14 protein-coding genes are annotated in these 15,864 nt (G+C 67.3%); 4 read left to right on the top strand and 10 right to left on the bottom strand.

Annotated elements, in window-relative coordinates; all coding sequences use genetic code 11:
* Positions 1 to 201 precede the first annotated feature (201 nt).
* Positions 202 to 1,041, top strand: a complete 840-nt coding sequence (locus tag OEZ60_RS19605; RefSeq protein ID WP_263339981.1) for a universal stress protein — start codon at positions 202 to 204, stop codon at positions 1,039 to 1,041.
* Between the two features lie 12 nt (positions 1,042 to 1,053).
* Here OEZ60_RS19605 and OEZ60_RS19600 read toward each other — a convergent pair whose 3' ends face one another.
* The gene (locus tag OEZ60_RS19600) at positions 1,054 to 1,698 is read right to left on the bottom strand and encodes an MOSC domain-containing protein (RefSeq protein WP_263339979.1); all 645 of its coding nucleotides are present in this window, start codon (positions 1,696 to 1,698) and stop codon (positions 1,054 to 1,056) included.
* A 29-nt stretch (positions 1,699 to 1,727) separates the two neighbouring features.
* Entirely contained in the window at positions 1,728 to 3,290 is a 1,563-nt protein-coding gene (locus OEZ60_RS19595) for a trimethylamine methyltransferase family protein (RefSeq protein ID WP_263339977.1), read from the bottom strand.
* A 115-nt stretch (positions 3,291 to 3,405) separates the two neighbouring features.
* Between OEZ60_RS19595 and OEZ60_RS19590 the strand changes: the two genes are divergently transcribed.
* Positions 3,406 to 3,936 (top strand): ester cyclase, encoded by a 531-nt coding sequence (locus tag OEZ60_RS19590; RefSeq protein ID WP_263339974.1) that lies wholly within the window; start codon positions 3,406 to 3,408, stop codon positions 3,934 to 3,936.
* Positions 3,937 to 4,051: 115 nt separating this feature from the next.
* On the opposite strand, the gene fnrL is transcribed toward OEZ60_RS19590, so the two are convergent.
* Positions 4,052 to 4,798 (bottom strand): transcriptional regulator FnrL, encoded by a 747-nt coding sequence (fnrL, locus tag OEZ60_RS19585; protein WP_263339972.1) that lies wholly within the window; start codon positions 4,796 to 4,798, stop codon positions 4,052 to 4,054.
* A 58-nt stretch (positions 4,799 to 4,856) separates the two neighbouring features.
* Here fnrL and hemN point away from each other — a divergent pair, with 58 nt between their 5' ends.
* Positions 4,857 to 6,212, top strand: coding sequence for an oxygen-independent coproporphyrinogen III oxidase (gene hemN, locus OEZ60_RS19580; RefSeq protein ID WP_263339970.1), 1,356 nt, complete (start codon positions 4,857 to 4,859; stop codon positions 6,210 to 6,212).
* A gap of 56 nt (positions 6,213 to 6,268) precedes the next feature.
* Here the strand turns inward: hemN and OEZ60_RS19575 are convergent, their stop codons facing one another.
* The 6 genes from OEZ60_RS19575 to OEZ60_RS19550 form a co-directional block, all read right to left on the bottom strand.
* A complete protein-coding gene (locus OEZ60_RS19575) occupies positions 6,269 to 7,486 on the bottom strand; it encodes a glycosyltransferase (protein WP_263339967.1) in 1,218 nt (405 codons plus the stop codon).
* Entirely contained in the window at positions 7,483 to 9,090 is a 1,608-nt protein-coding gene (locus OEZ60_RS19570) for an ABC transporter ATP-binding protein (protein WP_263339922.1), read from the bottom strand. The genes OEZ60_RS19575 and OEZ60_RS19570 overlap by 4 nt, the downstream gene beginning before the upstream one ends.
* Positions 9,087 to 10,190 carry an ABC transporter permease gene (locus tag OEZ60_RS19565; protein WP_263339920.1) on the bottom strand — a complete coding sequence of 368 codons (1,104 nt, stop codon included), beginning with the start codon at positions 10,188 to 10,190 and terminating at the stop codon, positions 9,087 to 9,089. Before OEZ60_RS19565 ends, OEZ60_RS19570 begins: the two co-directional genes overlap by 4 nt.
* Positions 10,190 to 11,275: a microcin C ABC transporter permease YejB gene (locus OEZ60_RS19560; RefSeq protein WP_263339918.1), complete on the bottom strand. Its 1,086-nt coding sequence runs from the start codon at positions 11,273 to 11,275 to the stop codon at positions 10,190 to 10,192. The genes OEZ60_RS19565 and OEZ60_RS19560 overlap by 1 nt, the downstream gene beginning before the upstream one ends.
* Positions 11,276 to 11,303: 28 nt before the next feature.
* Positions 11,304 to 13,223, bottom strand: a complete 1,920-nt coding sequence (locus OEZ60_RS19555; RefSeq protein ID WP_263339916.1) for an extracellular solute-binding protein — start codon at positions 13,221 to 13,223, stop codon at positions 11,304 to 11,306.
* A 163-nt stretch (positions 13,224 to 13,386) separates the two neighbouring features.
* Positions 13,387 to 13,914: a c-type cytochrome gene (locus tag OEZ60_RS19550; protein WP_263339914.1), complete on the bottom strand. Its 528-nt coding sequence runs from the start codon at positions 13,912 to 13,914 to the stop codon at positions 13,387 to 13,389.
* A 120-nt stretch (positions 13,915 to 14,034) separates the two neighbouring features.
* Here OEZ60_RS19550 and OEZ60_RS19545 point away from each other — a divergent pair, with 120 nt between their 5' ends.
* Positions 14,035 to 14,868 (top strand): prephenate dehydratase, encoded by an 834-nt coding sequence (locus OEZ60_RS19545; protein ID WP_263339912.1) that lies wholly within the window; start codon positions 14,035 to 14,037, stop codon positions 14,866 to 14,868.
* A 485-nt stretch (positions 14,869 to 15,353) separates the two neighbouring features.
* Here the strand turns inward: OEZ60_RS19545 and OEZ60_RS19540 are convergent, their stop codons facing one another.
* Positions 15,354 to 15,827, bottom strand: coding sequence for an SRPBCC family protein (locus OEZ60_RS19540; protein WP_263339910.1), 474 nt, complete (start codon positions 15,825 to 15,827; stop codon positions 15,354 to 15,356).
* Between the last annotated feature and the right edge of the window lie 37 nt (positions 15,828 to 15,864).

Raw genomic sequence — 15,864 nt, 5'->3', positions numbered from 1 at the left:
TTCCCTCGCAATGTCTTGTTGTCCGATTCGGCAGTGCCGCGGACCTTTTCTGACGGCCGGGTTGTGGCCCGGGGGGTGTAAGCGCTGCTTTGATCTGGGTCAATTCGTCACTGCGGCACGCTTGATCCTTGTCAAGGCGCGACGCTGACCTAAGCGACAAGATTTCCACCGACACAGCCTGGCGCTGGGAGGAGGAGCAGCATGGCCTACAAGTCGATACTTACGATCATCACGGACGCGAAAAGCGCGACATCTCAGGTCGATGCGGCCGTGGCGCTCGCCCGGCGCGAGGACGCCCATCTCGATGTGCTCTGCATCGGCGTCGACCAGACCCAGACCGGGTATTACTACGCCGGTGCCACCGCGATCCTCACCCAGGAGGCCTATAACGAAGCCAAGAATGAGGCAACCCGCGCCGAACAGGCGATCCGCGACCGGCTCGATGCCGAAGACATCCGCTGGGGCGTCGACACCGCGGTCGCGCAGATCGGCGCGCTCGGCGGGCCGGTGGCGTTGCTCGCGCGCTTCTCCGATCTGGTCGTCCTGCAAAAGCCCTACGGCCCCAACGGCAGCACCGCCGCCGAGGCGATTCTCGAAGCCGCGCTCTTCGAGGGCAAGGCGCCGGTCCTTGTCCTTCCCGAAGGCATGTCGAACGTGGATTTCGGCGCCCGCATCGTGCTCGCCTGGAACCAGAGCGACGAGGCGCTGACGGCGACCCGCGCCGGCCTTCCGCTCCTCAAGGCTGCGACCGCCGTGGACATCACCATCATCGACCCGCCGAGCCACGGACCAGAGCGGTCCGATCCCGGCGGCATGCTCTCGCAGCTTCTCTCGCGCCACGGAATCCATGCCGAGGTCTCGGTGCTGGCCAAGACTCTGCCCAAGACCTCCGAAGTGCTGGCCCGGCATGTGCGCGACATCAACGCCGACATGGTGGTGATGGGCGCCTATGGCCATTCGCGCTTCCGCGAGGCGATCCTCGGCGGCACCACGCGCAACATGCTCGAACATGCCGTCGTGCCGGTGCTCATGGCGCACTGACCCCGCGCGGGGTCAGCCGAGCGCGGCGAGACGGGCGATGAACTCGTCACGGAAGGCGGGGGCGAGCGCCGCGCAGCCCGCCGCCCGGCGCAGCCCCGCAAGGTCGCTCCGGTCGAGGAAATAGAGCCGGTGCACCTCGGCGACGGTCGGGGCCGCCTCGTCCCAGTGCTCGGCGGCGATGCGGTCGCCGGCCTCGACCGCGCCCTCCTCCACGACGCGGAGGTAAAAGCCGGTGCGCGCGCTCTCGACGCAGGCCTTGATCGCCTCCCGCGATCCCATGCGCAGGCCGAACTTGAAGCAGGGCGAGCGCGGCTGCGAGACCTCGAGGAGCGCGCCGCCGACCCGGTAGCGGTCGCCGATCCGTACCTCGTCCTCGCTCAGCCCGCGGATGGTCAGGTTCTCGCCGAAATGGCCGAAGCCGAACGGTCCCGGCCCGAAGCGCTCCTGATAGAAGCCGTAATGCTCGACCGGGAAGGCATAGACCGCCTTGTGGACGCCGCCATGCACCGTCAGGTCGGCCTGGCGGTCGCCGTCGACATTCAGTCGCCGCACCCTTACCGGTCCCGCCACCGGCGCCTTCCAGATCCCGGTCGCGATCTCCTTGCCGTTATAGAGCGCCGGGCGCGGTTGCCCGACGCTGACCGCCAGCAGCTCCATACCGCTCTCCTTTCGCCGGGCCCTCCGGCTCAGATCACCTCGACCGCCCCGGCATAGGCCGCGACGATATGCTCGTCGGCATGGGCGGCGAGGGCCGCGATCTCCTTGCGCTGGTCCTCCGACAGCACGCCCTCCTCCGGCGCCGTCGCGATCGCCGCCAGCGCCGCCTCGCGCGCCGCGTCGAAGGCGGTGCGGCGGCCCGACTTCTCGTAGTCGTCCCGCCCCTGGCGCAGGAACACCTGGGGCTGGAGCTGGTCGCGGCAGGTCTCGATCGTATGCGCGCTGTCGAGGAAATGGCCGCCTTGGCGGATCCGCATCATCTCCTCCCAGTTCAGGCTCTCGGCATCGAGCGTGGGCTTGCGAAGGAAGCGCCGCATCATCGCCCCGACCTCGTTGTCGAGCACCGCCTGGACCGGGCTGAACACGGTGGCACATTCGAGCTGCCCGACCCCGCCGAGGATATCCGCGCCCGCCAGCGCCACCGTCTCGGTGATGAGCGCGCGCTCGGCCATCGACTGGTGATCGACGTCGGGCGTGTCCGAGCCCGATCCGTAGGTATGCGCCATCATGCCGAACCCCTGCTTCATCAGCTGGATCGACATGTTGGCGGCCTGCAGGGACTCGACGCAGGACTGCAGCGCCGAGCCGGTGCGCATGTCGAGCGTGAACATCAGCGGCGTCGCGATCACCGGCGTGCCGGGGGCGAGCACATGCGCCATCACCGTCATGCCGACAATCTCGGCTGCCGCCATCACCGCCATCGACGCGGTCGACAAGGGCGCCGTGCCCCCCGACGAGGGCAGCGAACAGGCATGGAGCGGCACGCCATACTTGCCCGCCTCGATGATCACATGGGTATCCATGTACTTGAATTCCAAGGGCGTGAACGAGCAGGTGATGACGCTGGTGATCGGATTGGCGCGCAGCTCCGCCTCGCCCCCCGCCGCGATCGCGGCGATCTTCATCAGGTAGTCTACGTTCTCCCACTGGTAGGGCTGCATCCAGACATGTTTGTCGGTGCGCGCGATGAGCCGCCCGTAGCTGTGGATGTCGGCGGTCTTCTCCGGCACGCCGTGGACGAAGGGATGGGCGATGAAGCCCACCTCGTCGAGCGTGTTGGCCACCGCCGCGATCTCGCTCACCGCGGTCAGGTCCATGTTGCGATACTTGGTGTCGCGCGGATCGACATAGCCATGCGCGCCGGTCCCGGTGCGCATCACGAAGCCGCCGTCCGGCCGCGGCAGCACCAGATCGAGGCCGCGCTTCTTGCCAGCGAGCCGCGCCGCCTTCGGCGTGGCGGCAAGCGCCTCGGCGATGAGTTCCCGTGGCAGCCGCAGCCGGTCGGCCCCCGTCCCCTCGCGCGCCCCGGCTTTGATCAGCCGCGCCCGCGCCTCGGGATGCAGGACGACGACGCCGTAGTCGGAGAGCAGCTCCACCACCCGCGCCTTGAGGATGTCGAGATCGCCGGCATCGAGAAAGCCGAACCGCGCCCGCGCCGCGCCCGTCTCGTCAAGCCGGAACGCGTTCGCCGCGCTGGTCTGCCGCACCGGCCGCTCGCGGCGGGCTGCACGGCGGGTTGTTCTGTGTTCCATAAGTACCTCCATCGGACAGAGATAGTTACGGCACACACCGATTAGGCTGACTGCCTGCCGACTTCAGCTGCCGCGACGGTAGCAGAGGTCATGGTATCCGGCAAAGGAATTAGAGATGCCCGGATCCAGTGTCAGTCCGGCCTTAGCCCAATGGGGACTTTCCGTTGGACTGATCAACGCTGGCCGCTACTCTCTTCACACAAACACTCACCGGAAGGTCATCGCCATGCATCCCACCGAAAAGGTCGTTCGGCAATTCCACGAATCGTGGGACATGCGCGATCCCGAACGCGGCGTTGCGGTCATTGCGGAGGACTGCCAGTTCGAGGACGTCGCCCGAGGCGAGAGCCAGATCGGGCCCGAGGGATATCGAATGGACTACGAGCGCTGGCGGCGAGCGTTTCCCGATGGAGAGGTCAAAGTCACAAACGTCGTCGTCGACGGAGACCGGGCAGTGGTCGAGTTCGTCAATCGCGGTACCCATACCGGACCGCTTGAATCGTCGCTCGGGACGTTTGAGCCGAGTGGTCGGCGGCAAGAGACGCGCTACTGCAGCGTGATGCGGGTCAAGGATGGAAAGGTGGTCGAAGGTCGAGACTACTACGATGCTGCAACGATTGCGCGTCAGCTCGGGCTGGTATCGTGAACCCGACTTCCAGATGCTCTGGGGCCGTTTCTCCTAAACGTGTCTGAACGCCCGCTTTGTCCGCAAGGTGGATGGAGATGACTTCGCGAGATCTGCCACGATCTCGCCGCCTCTCTCAGCCGACGAGTCCGCCGTCGGCGTCGTCCCCGGCCTCTTCCATCAAACGGTCGAAATCCGGGATCGTGATGTGGCGCTTGCCGGACAGCTCGATCACCCCGTCGCGTTTCAGGGCCGAGATCTGCCGGCTTACCGTTTCCAGCGTCAGGCCAAGGTAATCCGCCATCGCCTCGCGCGTCAGCGGCAGGTCGAAGACGATCCGGCCCTGCGGCGCACGGCGGTGCAGCGACGCCTCGCGCCGACCGACGATCGCCAGAAGGCTCGCGATCTTCTCGCGCGCGGTCTTACGGCCGAGGATCAGCATCCACTCCCGCGCCGCGTCGAGCTCGTCCAGCGTCATTTCCAGAAGCCGCTGGCCGATATGCGGGGTGCGGCCCATCAATTCCTCGAACGGCTTCTTGCGGAAGCAGCACATGAGAAGGTCGGTTGTGGCGATCACATTGTAGGGCGCGGTGTCGCGCCCCGGCCGGCCGACGAAATCCGACGGGAAGAGGAGCCCCACCGCCTGTGTGCGCCCGTCCTCCAGCACCTGGGTCAGCGTCGCGACCCCGGTGACCACCGAGGCCACGAAATCCATCCGGTCGCCCGACCAGATCAGCGTCTGGCCCGCCTCGAAGCTGCGGTAGTACTTGATCGCGTCGAGTGCCGCGAGCTCGTCCGCTTCGCAGCGCGCGCAGACCGCCCGGTGACGAATGGGGCAGTCGCCGCATTTCGGCGCCGAGAGGGGGACTTCATGAAGGGACATCTGCATTCTTTGATCTGGGTCAAGGTCCGGTGTGATGGCGGCTACTAACGCTAGGCCCATGACAGCTGAATCGCAACTCACGCGGCTCGGGCTTTTTGACGCGCGTGTACCGCGTTATACGAGCTATCCGACCGCTCCGCACTTCAATTCCTGCACCGGGCCCGAAGATTTTCGGAACTGGATCGGTTTGATTCCAGAGGGTTCGCGGATTTCGCTCTACCTGCACGTGCCGTTCTGCCGCAGGCTCTGCTGGTTTTGCGCCTGCCGGACTCAAGGAACGACCTCGGACGAGCCGGTGCGCGCCTATGTCGAGGTGCTGAAGGCCGAGCTCAGACTCCTGCAGGCCGAGCTGCCCGCCGGCGTCACGCTCTCGCGGCTCCACTGGGGCGGCGGCACGCCGACGCTGCTCGCGCCCGACCTGATGCGCGACCTCGCCCGGACCGTGTTCGACGTGGTGCCGATGGGCGAGGGCGCCGAGTTCTCGGTCGAGATCGACCCCAACGAGATCGACGACGCAAGGCTCGACGCGCTGGCCGAGGCGGGGATGAACCGCGCCTCGATCGGGGTCCAGGACTTCGACCCCGACATCCAGAAGTCGATCGGCCGCGACCAGAGCTTCGAGGTCACGAAGCTCGCCGCCGACAAGCTCCGCGCCCGCGGCATCCGCTCGCTCAACGCCGACATCCTCTTCGGCCTGCCGCACCAGACCCGCGCGCGCATAGCCGATTCGGTGCAGAAGCTCCTGTCGCTCGGCCCTGACCGGGTGGCGCTCTACGGCTATGCCCATGTGCCCTGGATGGCGCGGCGCCAGGTGATGATCCCCTCCGACAGCCTGCCCCGCCCCGAGGAAAGACTGAAGCTTTTCGAGACCGCGCGCGACCTCTTCGTCGCCGACGGCTACGACGAGATCGGCATCGACCATTTCGCGCTGCCCACCGACGGGCTGGCCGTCGCCGCGCGCGAGGGCCGGCTCCGGCGCAACTTCCAGGGCTATACCGACGACCTCGCCCCAGCGCTGATCGGTCTCGGCGCCTCGTCGATCTCGCGCTTCCCGCAAGGTTACGCCCAGAACGCGCCCTCGACCTCGGCCCATACCAAGGCGATCCGCGAGGGCCGGTTCTCGACCGCGAAGGGCCATGGCTTCGCCGGCCAGGACAAGCTCCGGGCGCGGATGATCGAGGCGCTGATGTGCGACTTCCGCATCGACAGCACCGAGCTGCGGTCGAGCTTTGGCATAAGCGACGCCGAGTTGCAGGAGATGTACGCGCTCGCCGCGCGCGAGTTCGGCGACATGGTCACGGTTGACGCCGCGGGCCTTGCGGTCCCCGAGAAGGGGCGGCCGCTCACCCGGATGATCGCCCGCGTCTTCGACGCCTACGACCTGTCGAAGGCCGGTCACAGCCCGGCGGTCTGAACCCCGCACCGCCGCGCCGCCGGGACTCCGATTTTTCGCCGAAAGATCGCGCCCCGTCAGCCCTGCGCCCGGCCCTCGACGAAGGCAATCAGCCGCGGCAGGCAGACCGATTTCAGGTCGTAGCCCTCGATGATCGTCTGCCGCGCCGCCGCCCTCAGGCCCGCGTCCCGCGCCGGATCGGCCAGCGCCGAAATGAGCGCCCGCGACCAGCCCGCGACGTCGAAGAACTCCACGAGCAGACCGTTCCCGCCATCGCGGATCACCTCCACGACCGGCGGCGTGCGCGAGCCCACGACCAGCGCCCCGGCGCTCATCGCCTCGAGCATCGACCATGACAACACGAAGGGATAGCTCAGATAGGCATGGACCCGCGTCACCTGCATTAGCGCGAGGAACTGCCGATAGGGCACCTGGCCGAGGAAATGCACCCGCGCGGGGTCGATTCGGGGCCCGAGCTCGTCGAGGAAACGGCGTTTCCAGCTCTGCCCCGGCCCCGGTGCGGGACCGTAGCTCTGGCCCTCACCGCCGACGATCACCACCTCCGCCTCGGGCCGCGCCTCCAGCACCGCCGGCAGCGCGCGCAGGAAGACATGGATGCCGCGATAGGGTTCGAGATTGCGGCTGACGAAGCTCACAACCTCGTCGCCCGGCTTGAGCACCCGCCCGCCCGGCAGCTCGAGCCGCGCCGCGGGATCGGGCCGCACCCGGTCGGTGTCGATCCCGTCATGGATCACCGTGGTCTTCGCCCGGACATGGTCCGGCAGCGTCGAGGCCTGCCAGGCGGTCGGCGCGAGCGCGGCATCTGCATCCTCGAGCGCCATCAGGAGATGCGCCTTCCGCGACGCCACGCCGAGCCGGGATCCGAGCCCGGTGCGCCGGAACTCGGGGTCGAAGTCGGTGTCGAGGCCGCGGCTCCGGTAGTAGAACTCGGCATAGGTCAGGTGCCGCGCCTCGGGCCAGACCTCGCGGAGATACATCGTCTCGCCCCAGCCGCCGTGGCCGAAGACCACGTCGGGCACGAAGCCGCGCGTCTCGGACAGCTGGGCGCAGGCGCGCGCCACCGTCGCACCGCGCTCGGCCGCCTCGGCATAGCTCCGGGCGATCCCCTGCACCGCAACCTCGGGCGGGGTCCGGTAGCGCATCACCGGCACCGGCGACGGGCGCTGGTTTGCCTCAGCCGTCAGCGCCAGCACTTCGTGCCCGCGCGCCGCGAGCGCCGGGGCAAGATGCAGGAACTGGCCGGGAAAGTTCTGGTGGACGAAGAGGATCTTCATGCGCTGGCGCTGGCCAGGGCATGACCAAACGCCGCCGCCATCAGCTCGCGGGTGTACTCCGTCTTCGGTGCCTCGAAGACCGCCTCGCCCGCCCCCGACTCGACGACATCGCCCGCCTTCATCACGATCACCTTGTGCGCGAGCGCCCTGACGACGCGCAGATCGTGGCTGATGAAGAGATAGGCGAGCCCGTAGCGGCGCTGGAGGTCGCGCAGAAGCTCCACGATCTGCACCTGCACCGTCATGTCCAGAGCCGAGGTCGGCTCGTCCAGCACCACGACCTTAGGGCGCAGGATCATCGCCCGGGCGATGGCGATCCGCTGGCGCTGGCCGCCCGAGAACTCGTGCGGATAGCGCTCCATCATCGCCGGGTCGAGCCCGACCTCGGCCATGATCTCTGCCACCATCTCGCGCCGGTTGCGGCCCTTCTCGACGCCGTGGACGGTCAGCCCCTCGGCGATGATCTGCTCGCAGGTCATCCGCGGCGAGAGTGAACCGTAGGGGTCCTGGAACACGATCTGCATGTCGCGGCGGAGTTTCCTGAGCTCGCGCGGCCGCCAGCCGGAAATGTCCTTGCCGAGATAGACGATCGGTCCCGTGCTCTCGATCAGCCGCATGATCCCGAGCGCGAGGGTGGTCTTGCCCGACCCGCTCTCGCCGACGATGCCGAGCGTCTCGCCGGCGCGGACCGAGATCGTCGCGGCATTGACCGCCTTCACATGGCCGACCGTCCGCCGCATGAGCCCGCGCTTGATCGGGAACCAGACGCGCAGGTCCTCGGTCCGCACGATCTCCTCGGCGCCCTCGGGCACCGGGTCGGGCCGGCCCTTCGGCTCGGCCGCCAGAAGCTTCTTCGTGTAGGGATGCTGCGGATTGGCGAAGATCTCCGCCACCGGCCCCTGCTCGACGATCTCGCCGCCCTGCATCACGCAGACCCGGTCGGCGATGCGCCGCACGATGCCGAGGTCGTGGGAGATGAAGAGAAGCGACAGCCCCTCGCGCTCCTTCAGCTCCGCCAGGAGATCGAGGATCTGCGCCTGGATCGTCACGTCCAAGGCGGTCGTCGGCTCGTCGGCGATCAGCAATTCCGGCCCGTTCGCCAACGCCATCGCGATCATCACCCGCTGGCGCTGGCCGCCCGAGAGCTGGTGCGGATAGTCCTGAAGCCGGTTCGCGGCGTCGCGGATGCCGACCTTGTCGAGCAGTTCCACCACCCGCGCCCGCGCCGCCGCCCCCGAGAGCCCCTGGTGCAGCGCGATGCTCTCGCCAAGCTGCCGCTCGATCGTGTGCAGCGGGTTGAGCGACGTCATCGGCTCCTGGAAGATGAAGCTGATGTCATTGCCGCGCACATCGCGCAGCACATCCTCCGAGGCGCCGATCATCTCGCGGCCGAGATAGGTGACCGAGCCCGCGACCTCGGCATTGCCGCCGAGAAGCGCCACGGAGGACAGCGCGGTCACCGACTTGCCCGAGCCGCTTTCGCCCACCAGCGCCACGGTCTCGCCCTTGGCCACGGAAAAGCTCACGCCCTTCACCGCGTGGATGATCCGCCCATCCTGGCGGAAATCGACCGTCAGGTCGCGGAAGTCGAGCACCGTCGTCATTTGAAAGTCTTCCGGGGATCGAAGGCATCGCGCACGCCTTCGAAGATGAAGACCAGAAGCGAGAGCATGATGGCGAAGGTGAAGAAGGCCGAGAAGCCGAGCCACGGCGCCTGCAGGTTCGACTTGCCCTGCAGCGCCAGCTCCCCGAGCGAGGGCAGCGACGAGGGCAGGCCGTAGCCGAGATAATCAAGGGCCGCGAGCCCGCCGATCGCGCCGGTGACGATGAACGGCAGGAGCGTCAGCGTCGCCACCATCGCGTTCGGCAGGATGTGGCGGAACATGATCACCCGGTCCGCGACGCCGAGCGCACGGGCGGCGCGGACATATTCGAAGTTCCGCGCCCGCAGGAACTCGGCCCTGACCACGCCGACGAGGGCGGGCCAGCCGAAGAGGATCGTCACGAAGACCAGGAGCCCGAAGCTGCGCCCGAGGATCGCGAAGAGGATGATGATGACGTAAAGGCCGGGCGTCGAGCCCCAGATCTCCAGCAGCCGCTGGAAGGTAAGGTCGACCCAGCCACCGAAATAGCCCTGCACCGCACCCGCCGCGATGCCGATGAGGCTGGAGATCGTCGTCACGATCAGCGTGAAGAGGATCGAGAGCCGGAAGCCGTAGATGATCCGCGCCAGCACGTCGCGCGAGGTGTCGTCGGTGCCGAGCCAGTGGTCGGCATCGGGCGCCGAGGGCGCGGTGCCAACGTTGTTGATCGTGTTGTAGCTGTAGGGGATCGGCGGCCAAAGGATCCAGCCCTTCTCGATCGCCTCGCCTGCCACGTCTCCGTCGGCGGCATCTTCGATCACCCCCTCTGGGTCGTCGAAACACTCCTCGCGCCCGCCGGTCTTGATCAGGCAGCGCACCTCCGGCTCGCGGTAGACCGCCTCGGTCTTGAAATCGCCGCCGAAGGCCGTCTCCGGGTAGAACTTGTAGATCGGGAAGTGAAGCTGGCCTCGATAGCTCACGAGGATCGGCTTGTCGTTGGCGATGACCTCGGCCACGAGCGAGAGCAGGAAGAGGGCGAGGAAGATCCAGAGCGACCAGAGCGCCCGGCGGTTGGCCTTGAAGTTGCGCCAGCGGCGCTGGTTGAGGGGGGACAGCCGCATCAGCCGGCCCGCTTCTCGAAGTCGATCCGGGGATCGACGAGGACATAGGTGAGGTCCGACAGAAGCCCGATCAGGAGGCCGAGGAGACCGAAGACATAGAGCGTGCCGAAGACCACCGGATAATCGCGCGCCACCGCCGCCTCGTAGCCAAGCCGCCCGAGCCCGTCGAGCGAGAAGATCGTCTCGATCAGGAGCCCGCCGCCGAAGAGGACCGCGATGAAGAGGCCGGGAAAGCCCGCGATCACGATCAGCATCGCGTTGCGGAAGACATGGCCGTACAGCACGCGCCCCTCGCTCAGGCCCTTGGCCTTGGCGGTGAGCACATACTGCTTGTTGATCTCGTCGAGGAAGCTGTTCTTGGTCAGGAGCGTCAGCGTCGCGAAGCTGGAGATCGTCGAGGCCACCACCGGCAGCGTGATGTGCCAGAAGTAATCGCCGATCTTGCCGATCAGGCTCAGGCTCTCCCAGTTGTCCGAGGTGAGACCGCGCAGCGGGAAGATGCGCCAGTAGCTGCCGCCCGCGAAGAGCACGATGAGAAGCACCGCGAAAAGGAAGCCCGGAATCGCATAGGCGACGATGATCGTGCCCGAGGTCCAGGTGTCGAACTTCGACCCGTCCCGGACCGCCTTGCGGATGCCGAGCGGGATCGAGATCAGATAGGCGAGGAGCGTCGACCAGAGCCCGAGCGTGATCGAGACCGGCATCTTCTCGACCACGAGGTCGATCACGGAGATCTTGCGGAAATAGCTCTCGCCGAAGTCGAAGACGAGATAGTCGCCGATCATCTTGAAGAACCGCTCATGCGCCGGCCGGTCGAGCCCGAACTGCTGCTCCAGCTCCTTGATGAACTCCGGTGGCAGGCCGCGCGCGCCGAGATAGCGCTCGTCGCCGCCGGACTGATCCTGCAGGGCGGTGTCGCCGCCTCCGGTGATGTTCTGGAACACGTCGCCCGAGCCTTCGAGCCGGGCGATGATCTGCTCGACCGGCCCGCCGGGCACGAATTGCGTCAGCGTGAAGTTGATCAGCATGATCCCGAACAGGGTCGGGATCATCAGAAGCAATCTTCGCAGGATATAGGCGCCCATCAGACGGTCTGCTCTTTCCTCGGCCGCCTCAGTTGAGGGCGCCCGCCGCTTTCAGTTCTGCGGCCTTGTCGGCGTCATACCACCAGAAGTCCAGCTCGCCCACCTGTAAGGGCGGCAGGTTCTCGGGATGGCCGTAGATGTCGTAATAGGCCACCCAGGTCACCGGGTTGTACCAGAGCGGGATGTCGAAGCCCACAGCCCGGAGCGCCCGGTCGAGCGCATGGACCGAGGTCTTCAGCTCGTCGAGCGTCTTGGCCGCGATGACATGGCCGATCAGCCGGTCGATCGCGGGGTTCTTCAGCCGCATCAGGTTGCGCGAACTGTCGTCGGCGGTCTTCGAGGCGAACCATTGCTCGAGCCCGATCGACGGTTCGAAATCCATGTCGAAGCCCTGGTTGGCGAGGTCGAAATCGCCCTTGCGGCGGCGCTCGACATATTGCGACGTGTCGACCCGCTCAAGTTTCCCCTCGACGCCGATGAGACGCAGGTTCTCGATGAAGGGGTTGATGAAACGGTCGTAGATCGGGCTGAACTGGATGATCGTCAGGCTCAGGGGCTGACCTTGGGCATTCCTGCGCATCCCGTCGGATCCTGTGGTCCAGCCCGCCGCATCCAGAAGCGCCGCCGCCTCGCGGATGATCCTCCGCGACGGCCGGTTCGCCGCCGCGTCGTGTTCCAGCGGAGCCCGCGCCGCATCGGTCAGGATCGCGGCGTCGAGAAGCCCCTCGTCGACCAGCGGCTTGAGAAGAGCGGCCTCGCCCTCCGACGGCGTGCCGGACGCGGCCAGATCGGTGTTCGACCAGAACGAGACCGGGCGCTCGTAGAGCCCGTACTGCAGCGTCTGCTTCGACCATTCGTAATTGAACATCATGCCGATCGCATCGCGCACGCGGGCGTCCTGCCAGTTCGGCCGGTCGAGGTTGAAGACCCAGGAGAGCCGCGTCCCGACATTGCCGTCGGGGATCTCCTCGCGCTTCACCCAGCCCTTGGTGACGGCCTGGAAATCGTAGCCCGTGGCCCAGTCCTGCGAGGAGTTCTCGTTGCGGAACGTGTAGTCGCCCGCCTTGAAGCCCTCGAAGGCGGCGTCGCTGTCGCCGAAATACTCGACCCGGATGCGGTCGAAATTGTTGCGCCCGACATTGAACGGCACGTCGCCGCCCCAGTAGTCGGGATTGCGCTTGTAGACGACCTGGCTGTTGAAGCGGAAGCTGTCGAGCACATAGGCGCCGGTCGACATGAACGGGGCCTGCGTCGCCTTGTCGAGCCGGGTTCCGGTCGTCTCGAACCAGGCCTTGGAAAAGACCGGGGTGCCGCCGGCGAAGCCGACGCGGTCGCGCAGCGAGGCGGTGTCGTTGAAATAGAAGGTGATCCGGTGCGGCGTCTCGACCTCGACCCGGTCGATGAAGCCCTCGACGATGCGGCGGTATTCGGCGATGCCCTGTTCGAGGAACAGGTTGAAGCTGAAGGCGACGTCCTCGGCCGTCATCGGCGTGCCGTCCGAGAAGGTCACGTCGTCACGCAGGTTGAAGGTGACGAACGAGAGGTCCTCGGGGAATTCGAGCGTGGTGCAGAGGAAGCAGTAGGCGGCATAGGGATCGTCGGCGGTCGTGGTCAGGATCGCCTCGCTGCCGATCGTGTTGAGCGCGGCCGGCACGCCGTCGCGGGCATACTGGTTGAAGCTGTCGAAACTGCCCTGCGACCAGATCGAGATCTCGCCGCCCTTGGGCGCGTCCGGGTTGACGTAGTCGAGATGGGCGAAATCGGCCGGGTATTTCAGCTCGCCGAAGTTGGAATAACCGTGCGAGATGGTGACGGCGCCCTGAGCGCCCGCGGCGCCGGGCAGCGCCAGACAGAGAAGCGCCGCGACGCCCGGAGCGGCCAGCGCCAGCCTGCGCCTCTGCGCCGAGGATCCGAGTCCGGCCTCGTGTCCGGGTCCCTGCCGATTCATCGCTACCTCCTTCGCGCGCCGTCCGCGGCACCCGTTTCTTCTGCCTAGGCAAGCTAGAACGTCGCGGGGCGCGGCATCAAGTTGCGAATTTGTGATATTACCCGCGGACATGAAAAGGGCCGCCCCTCAGGGCGGCCCGCATTCTTGCCGCAGCGTGTGCGGATCAGCCGCCGAGCGACTGCAGATAGGCGATCAGGTTGGCGCGGTCCTCGGGCTTCTTGAGGCCGGCGAAGGACATCTTTGTGCCGGCGACATTGCCCTTCGGATCCTCGAGGAAGGCCGAGAGCGTCTCGGGATCCCAGTTGCCGCCGTGACCGGCCATCGCGTCCGAATAGCCGAAGCCCGCGACAGCGCCCACCGCGCGGTTCACCACGCCGTCGAGATGCGGGCCGGTGCCGTTCGAGCCGTCTAGCTTGTGGCAGGCCTTGCACTTGCCGAAGACCTTCTCGCCCGCCGCGGCGTCGGCCGAAGCCAGCAGCGTCGCGAAGTCCGGGCCTTCCTCGGCCGCGGCTTCCCCGCCGCCCGCCTCGGCGCCGGTGTCGATCGTGTAGGCCTGCGCGACCTCCTCGCCGCCATGCGCGGCCGGGGCGGTATGGTAGAGCGACTCGGCCGCCCACTTGCCCAGAAGGAAGATCAGGAAAGCCCCGCACAGCGCGCCGCCGGCCTTCGTTACAGTCATCGTGTCGAACATGTCGCGCCTCTACCCTGGCATTCCGTCGCGGCGTATCTACCCGCTTCCCCTGCCCGGTTTCAAGGTATAGTTAGCGCCGCGAAGCGCCCGGAGCCGGGCTGTCGCCAAGGAGCCACCCCCATGACCGGTCGGATCGCCTTCCAGGGAGAGCCCGGAGCCTATTCGCATCAGGCCTGCCACCAGGCTTATCCGGACCTCGAGGCGTTGCCCTGCGCCACCTTCGAGGACACGATCGAGACGGTGCGCAGCGGCCGCGCCGAGCTCGCGATGCTGCCGGTCGAGAACTCGACCTACGGGCGCGTGGCCGACATCCACCACCTCCTGCCCGAATCCGGCCTCCACATCGTCGCCGAGACCTTCGTGCGCGTGCACATCAACCTCCTCGCCGTGCCCGGCACCCGGCTCGAGGAGATCGAGGGCACGATGAGCCATACCGTGCTCCTCGGCCAGTGCCGGAACTTCCTCACCAAGCACGGGCTGAAGCCGGTGACCGGCGCCGACACCGCCGGATCGGCGCGCCACGTCGCCGAGCTCGGCGATCCGAAGCTCGCCGCGCTCGCCTCCGAGCTTGCCGGCGAGATCTACGGGCTCGACCTCATCGCCCGCCATATCGAGGACCGGGCGCACAACACCACCCGCTTCCTCGTCATGGCGCGCGAGCCGAACCTCGCCCGGCGCGGCGACGGCAAGATGATGACCACCTTCGTGTTCCGCGTCCGCAACATCCCGGCCGCGCTCTACAAGGCGATGGGCGGCTTCGCGACCAACGGCGTCAACATGACCAAGCTCGAAAGCTACATGGTCGACGGCTCGTTCTCCGCGACCCAGTTCTACGCCGATATCGAAGGCCACCCGGACGACACCAACGTCCGCCTCGCGCTCGAGGAGCTCGACTACTTCACCTCGTCGATGTCGCTTCTCGGCGTCTACCCGGCCGACCCGTCGCGTCCCTGAGCCGGATCACCCGACGCGGCCGGGGCATGGCGCTGGTCCAGTTCCCCGGCTTGGCGTTTCACCCGGAGGACACCCATGTCTGCCACGCGCGAGGAACTCGCCCCGTTCACTTCGAAGTCGCTTCCCGGCGTCTGCCCGGCCGACCCGTCGCGTCCCTGCGCCGGATCACCCGACGCGGCCAGGGCATGGCGCTGGTCCAGTTCCCCGGCTTGGCGTCTCACCCGGAGGACACCAACGTCCGCCTCGCGCTCGCGGAGCTCGCCCCCCTCTCGTCGAAGTCGCTCCTCAGCGTCTGCCCGGTCGACCCGTCGCGTCCCTGCGCCGGGTCCCTCGACGCGGCCGGGTGCTTGGTGCTGCTTTAGTTCCCCGGCTTCGCGTTTCACCCGAAGGACACCCATGTCCGCCACGCGCGAGGAACTCGCCCCCTCTCGTCGAAGTCGCTTCTCGGCGTCTACCCGGCCAACCCGTCGCGTCCCTGAGTCCGATCACTCGACGCGGCCGGGGGCGTGGCGCTGCTCCAGTTCCCCGGCATAGCGTTTCACCCGGCCCTCGAACTCGCGCATGTAGCTCGCGCGTTTCAGCTTCAGCGTCTGCAGCATCAGCCGCGCGGTCATCGAGCGCGGCCTGATCTCGAGATCGAGGCCCAGCCGTGTCCGCGCCCGCGCCAGCGCCACGAGGCCGACGTTGAGCGTCATCTCGAAGCCGCCGCTTTCCGCGGCCACCAGCATCGCGTTCGGCGGTTCGAATCGCTGCACGTCGCAGACGAGGCGGCGCATCCGCCCGCGCAACGGGAACCGCAGGCTCCAGGTGGTGCCGAGGATGCCTTCCTCGGGCCGGTCGACCCGCGACACCTCCGCCCCGCGCCGCAACGCGGCACGCTCGAACGCGGCGAAGTCCGACACCGCGTCGAAGACCAGATCAGCCGGGGCCGCAATGTCCTGCACCGTGGAAAACTTCACGCGCTCATCTCCCTCATCCGCATGCCCGGTCTAATGG

It is taken from the genome of Albidovulum salinarum, from assembly GCF_025673475.1.
Lineage (GTDB): Bacteria > Pseudomonadota > Alphaproteobacteria > Rhodobacterales > Rhodobacteraceae > Albidovulum > Albidovulum salinarum.
This window is presented reverse-complemented; position numbering and strand designations above follow the sequence as displayed.

Bases quoted from the DNA above. Each gene is read 5' to 3' on its own strand.
- OEZ60_RS19605 (WP_263339981.1), top strand. From the start codon at position 202: ATGGCCTACAAGTCGATACTTACGATCATCACGGACGCGAAAAGCGCG.
- OEZ60_RS19600 (WP_263339979.1), bottom strand. From the start codon at position 1,698: ATGGAGCTGCTGGCGGTCAGCGTCGGGCAACCGCGCCCGGCGCTCTAT.
- OEZ60_RS19595 (WP_263339977.1), bottom strand. From the start codon at position 3,290: ATGGAACACAGAACAACCCGCCGTGCAGCCCGCCGCGAGCGGCCGGTG.
- OEZ60_RS19590 (WP_263339974.1), top strand. From the start codon at position 3,406: ATGCCCGGATCCAGTGTCAGTCCGGCCTTAGCCCAATGGGGACTTTCC.
- fnrL (WP_263339972.1), bottom strand. From the start codon at position 4,798: ATGTCCCTTCATGAAGTCCCCCTCTCGGCGCCGAAATGCGGCGACTGC.
- hemN (WP_263339970.1), top strand. From the start codon at position 4,857: ATGACAGCTGAATCGCAACTCACGCGGCTCGGGCTTTTTGACGCGCGT.
- OEZ60_RS19575 (WP_263339967.1), bottom strand. From the start codon at position 7,486: ATGAAGATCCTCTTCGTCCACCAGAACTTTCCCGGCCAGTTCCTGCAT.
- OEZ60_RS19570 (WP_263339922.1), bottom strand. From the start codon at position 9,090: ATGACGACGGTGCTCGACTTCCGCGACCTGACGGTCGATTTCCGCCAG.
- OEZ60_RS19565 (WP_263339920.1), bottom strand. From the start codon at position 10,190: ATGCGGCTGTCCCCCCTCAACCAGCGCCGCTGGCGCAACTTCAAGGCC.
- OEZ60_RS19560 (WP_263339918.1), bottom strand. From the start codon at position 11,275: ATGGGCGCCTATATCCTGCGAAGATTGCTTCTGATGATCCCGACCCTG.
- OEZ60_RS19555 (WP_263339916.1), bottom strand. From the start codon at position 13,223: ATGAATCGGCAGGGACCCGGACACGAGGCCGGACTCGGATCCTCGGCG.
- OEZ60_RS19550 (WP_263339914.1), bottom strand. From the start codon at position 13,914: ATGTTCGACACGATGACTGTAACGAAGGCCGGCGGCGCGCTGTGCGGG.
- OEZ60_RS19545 (WP_263339912.1), top strand. From the start codon at position 14,035: ATGACCGGTCGGATCGCCTTCCAGGGAGAGCCCGGAGCCTATTCGCAT.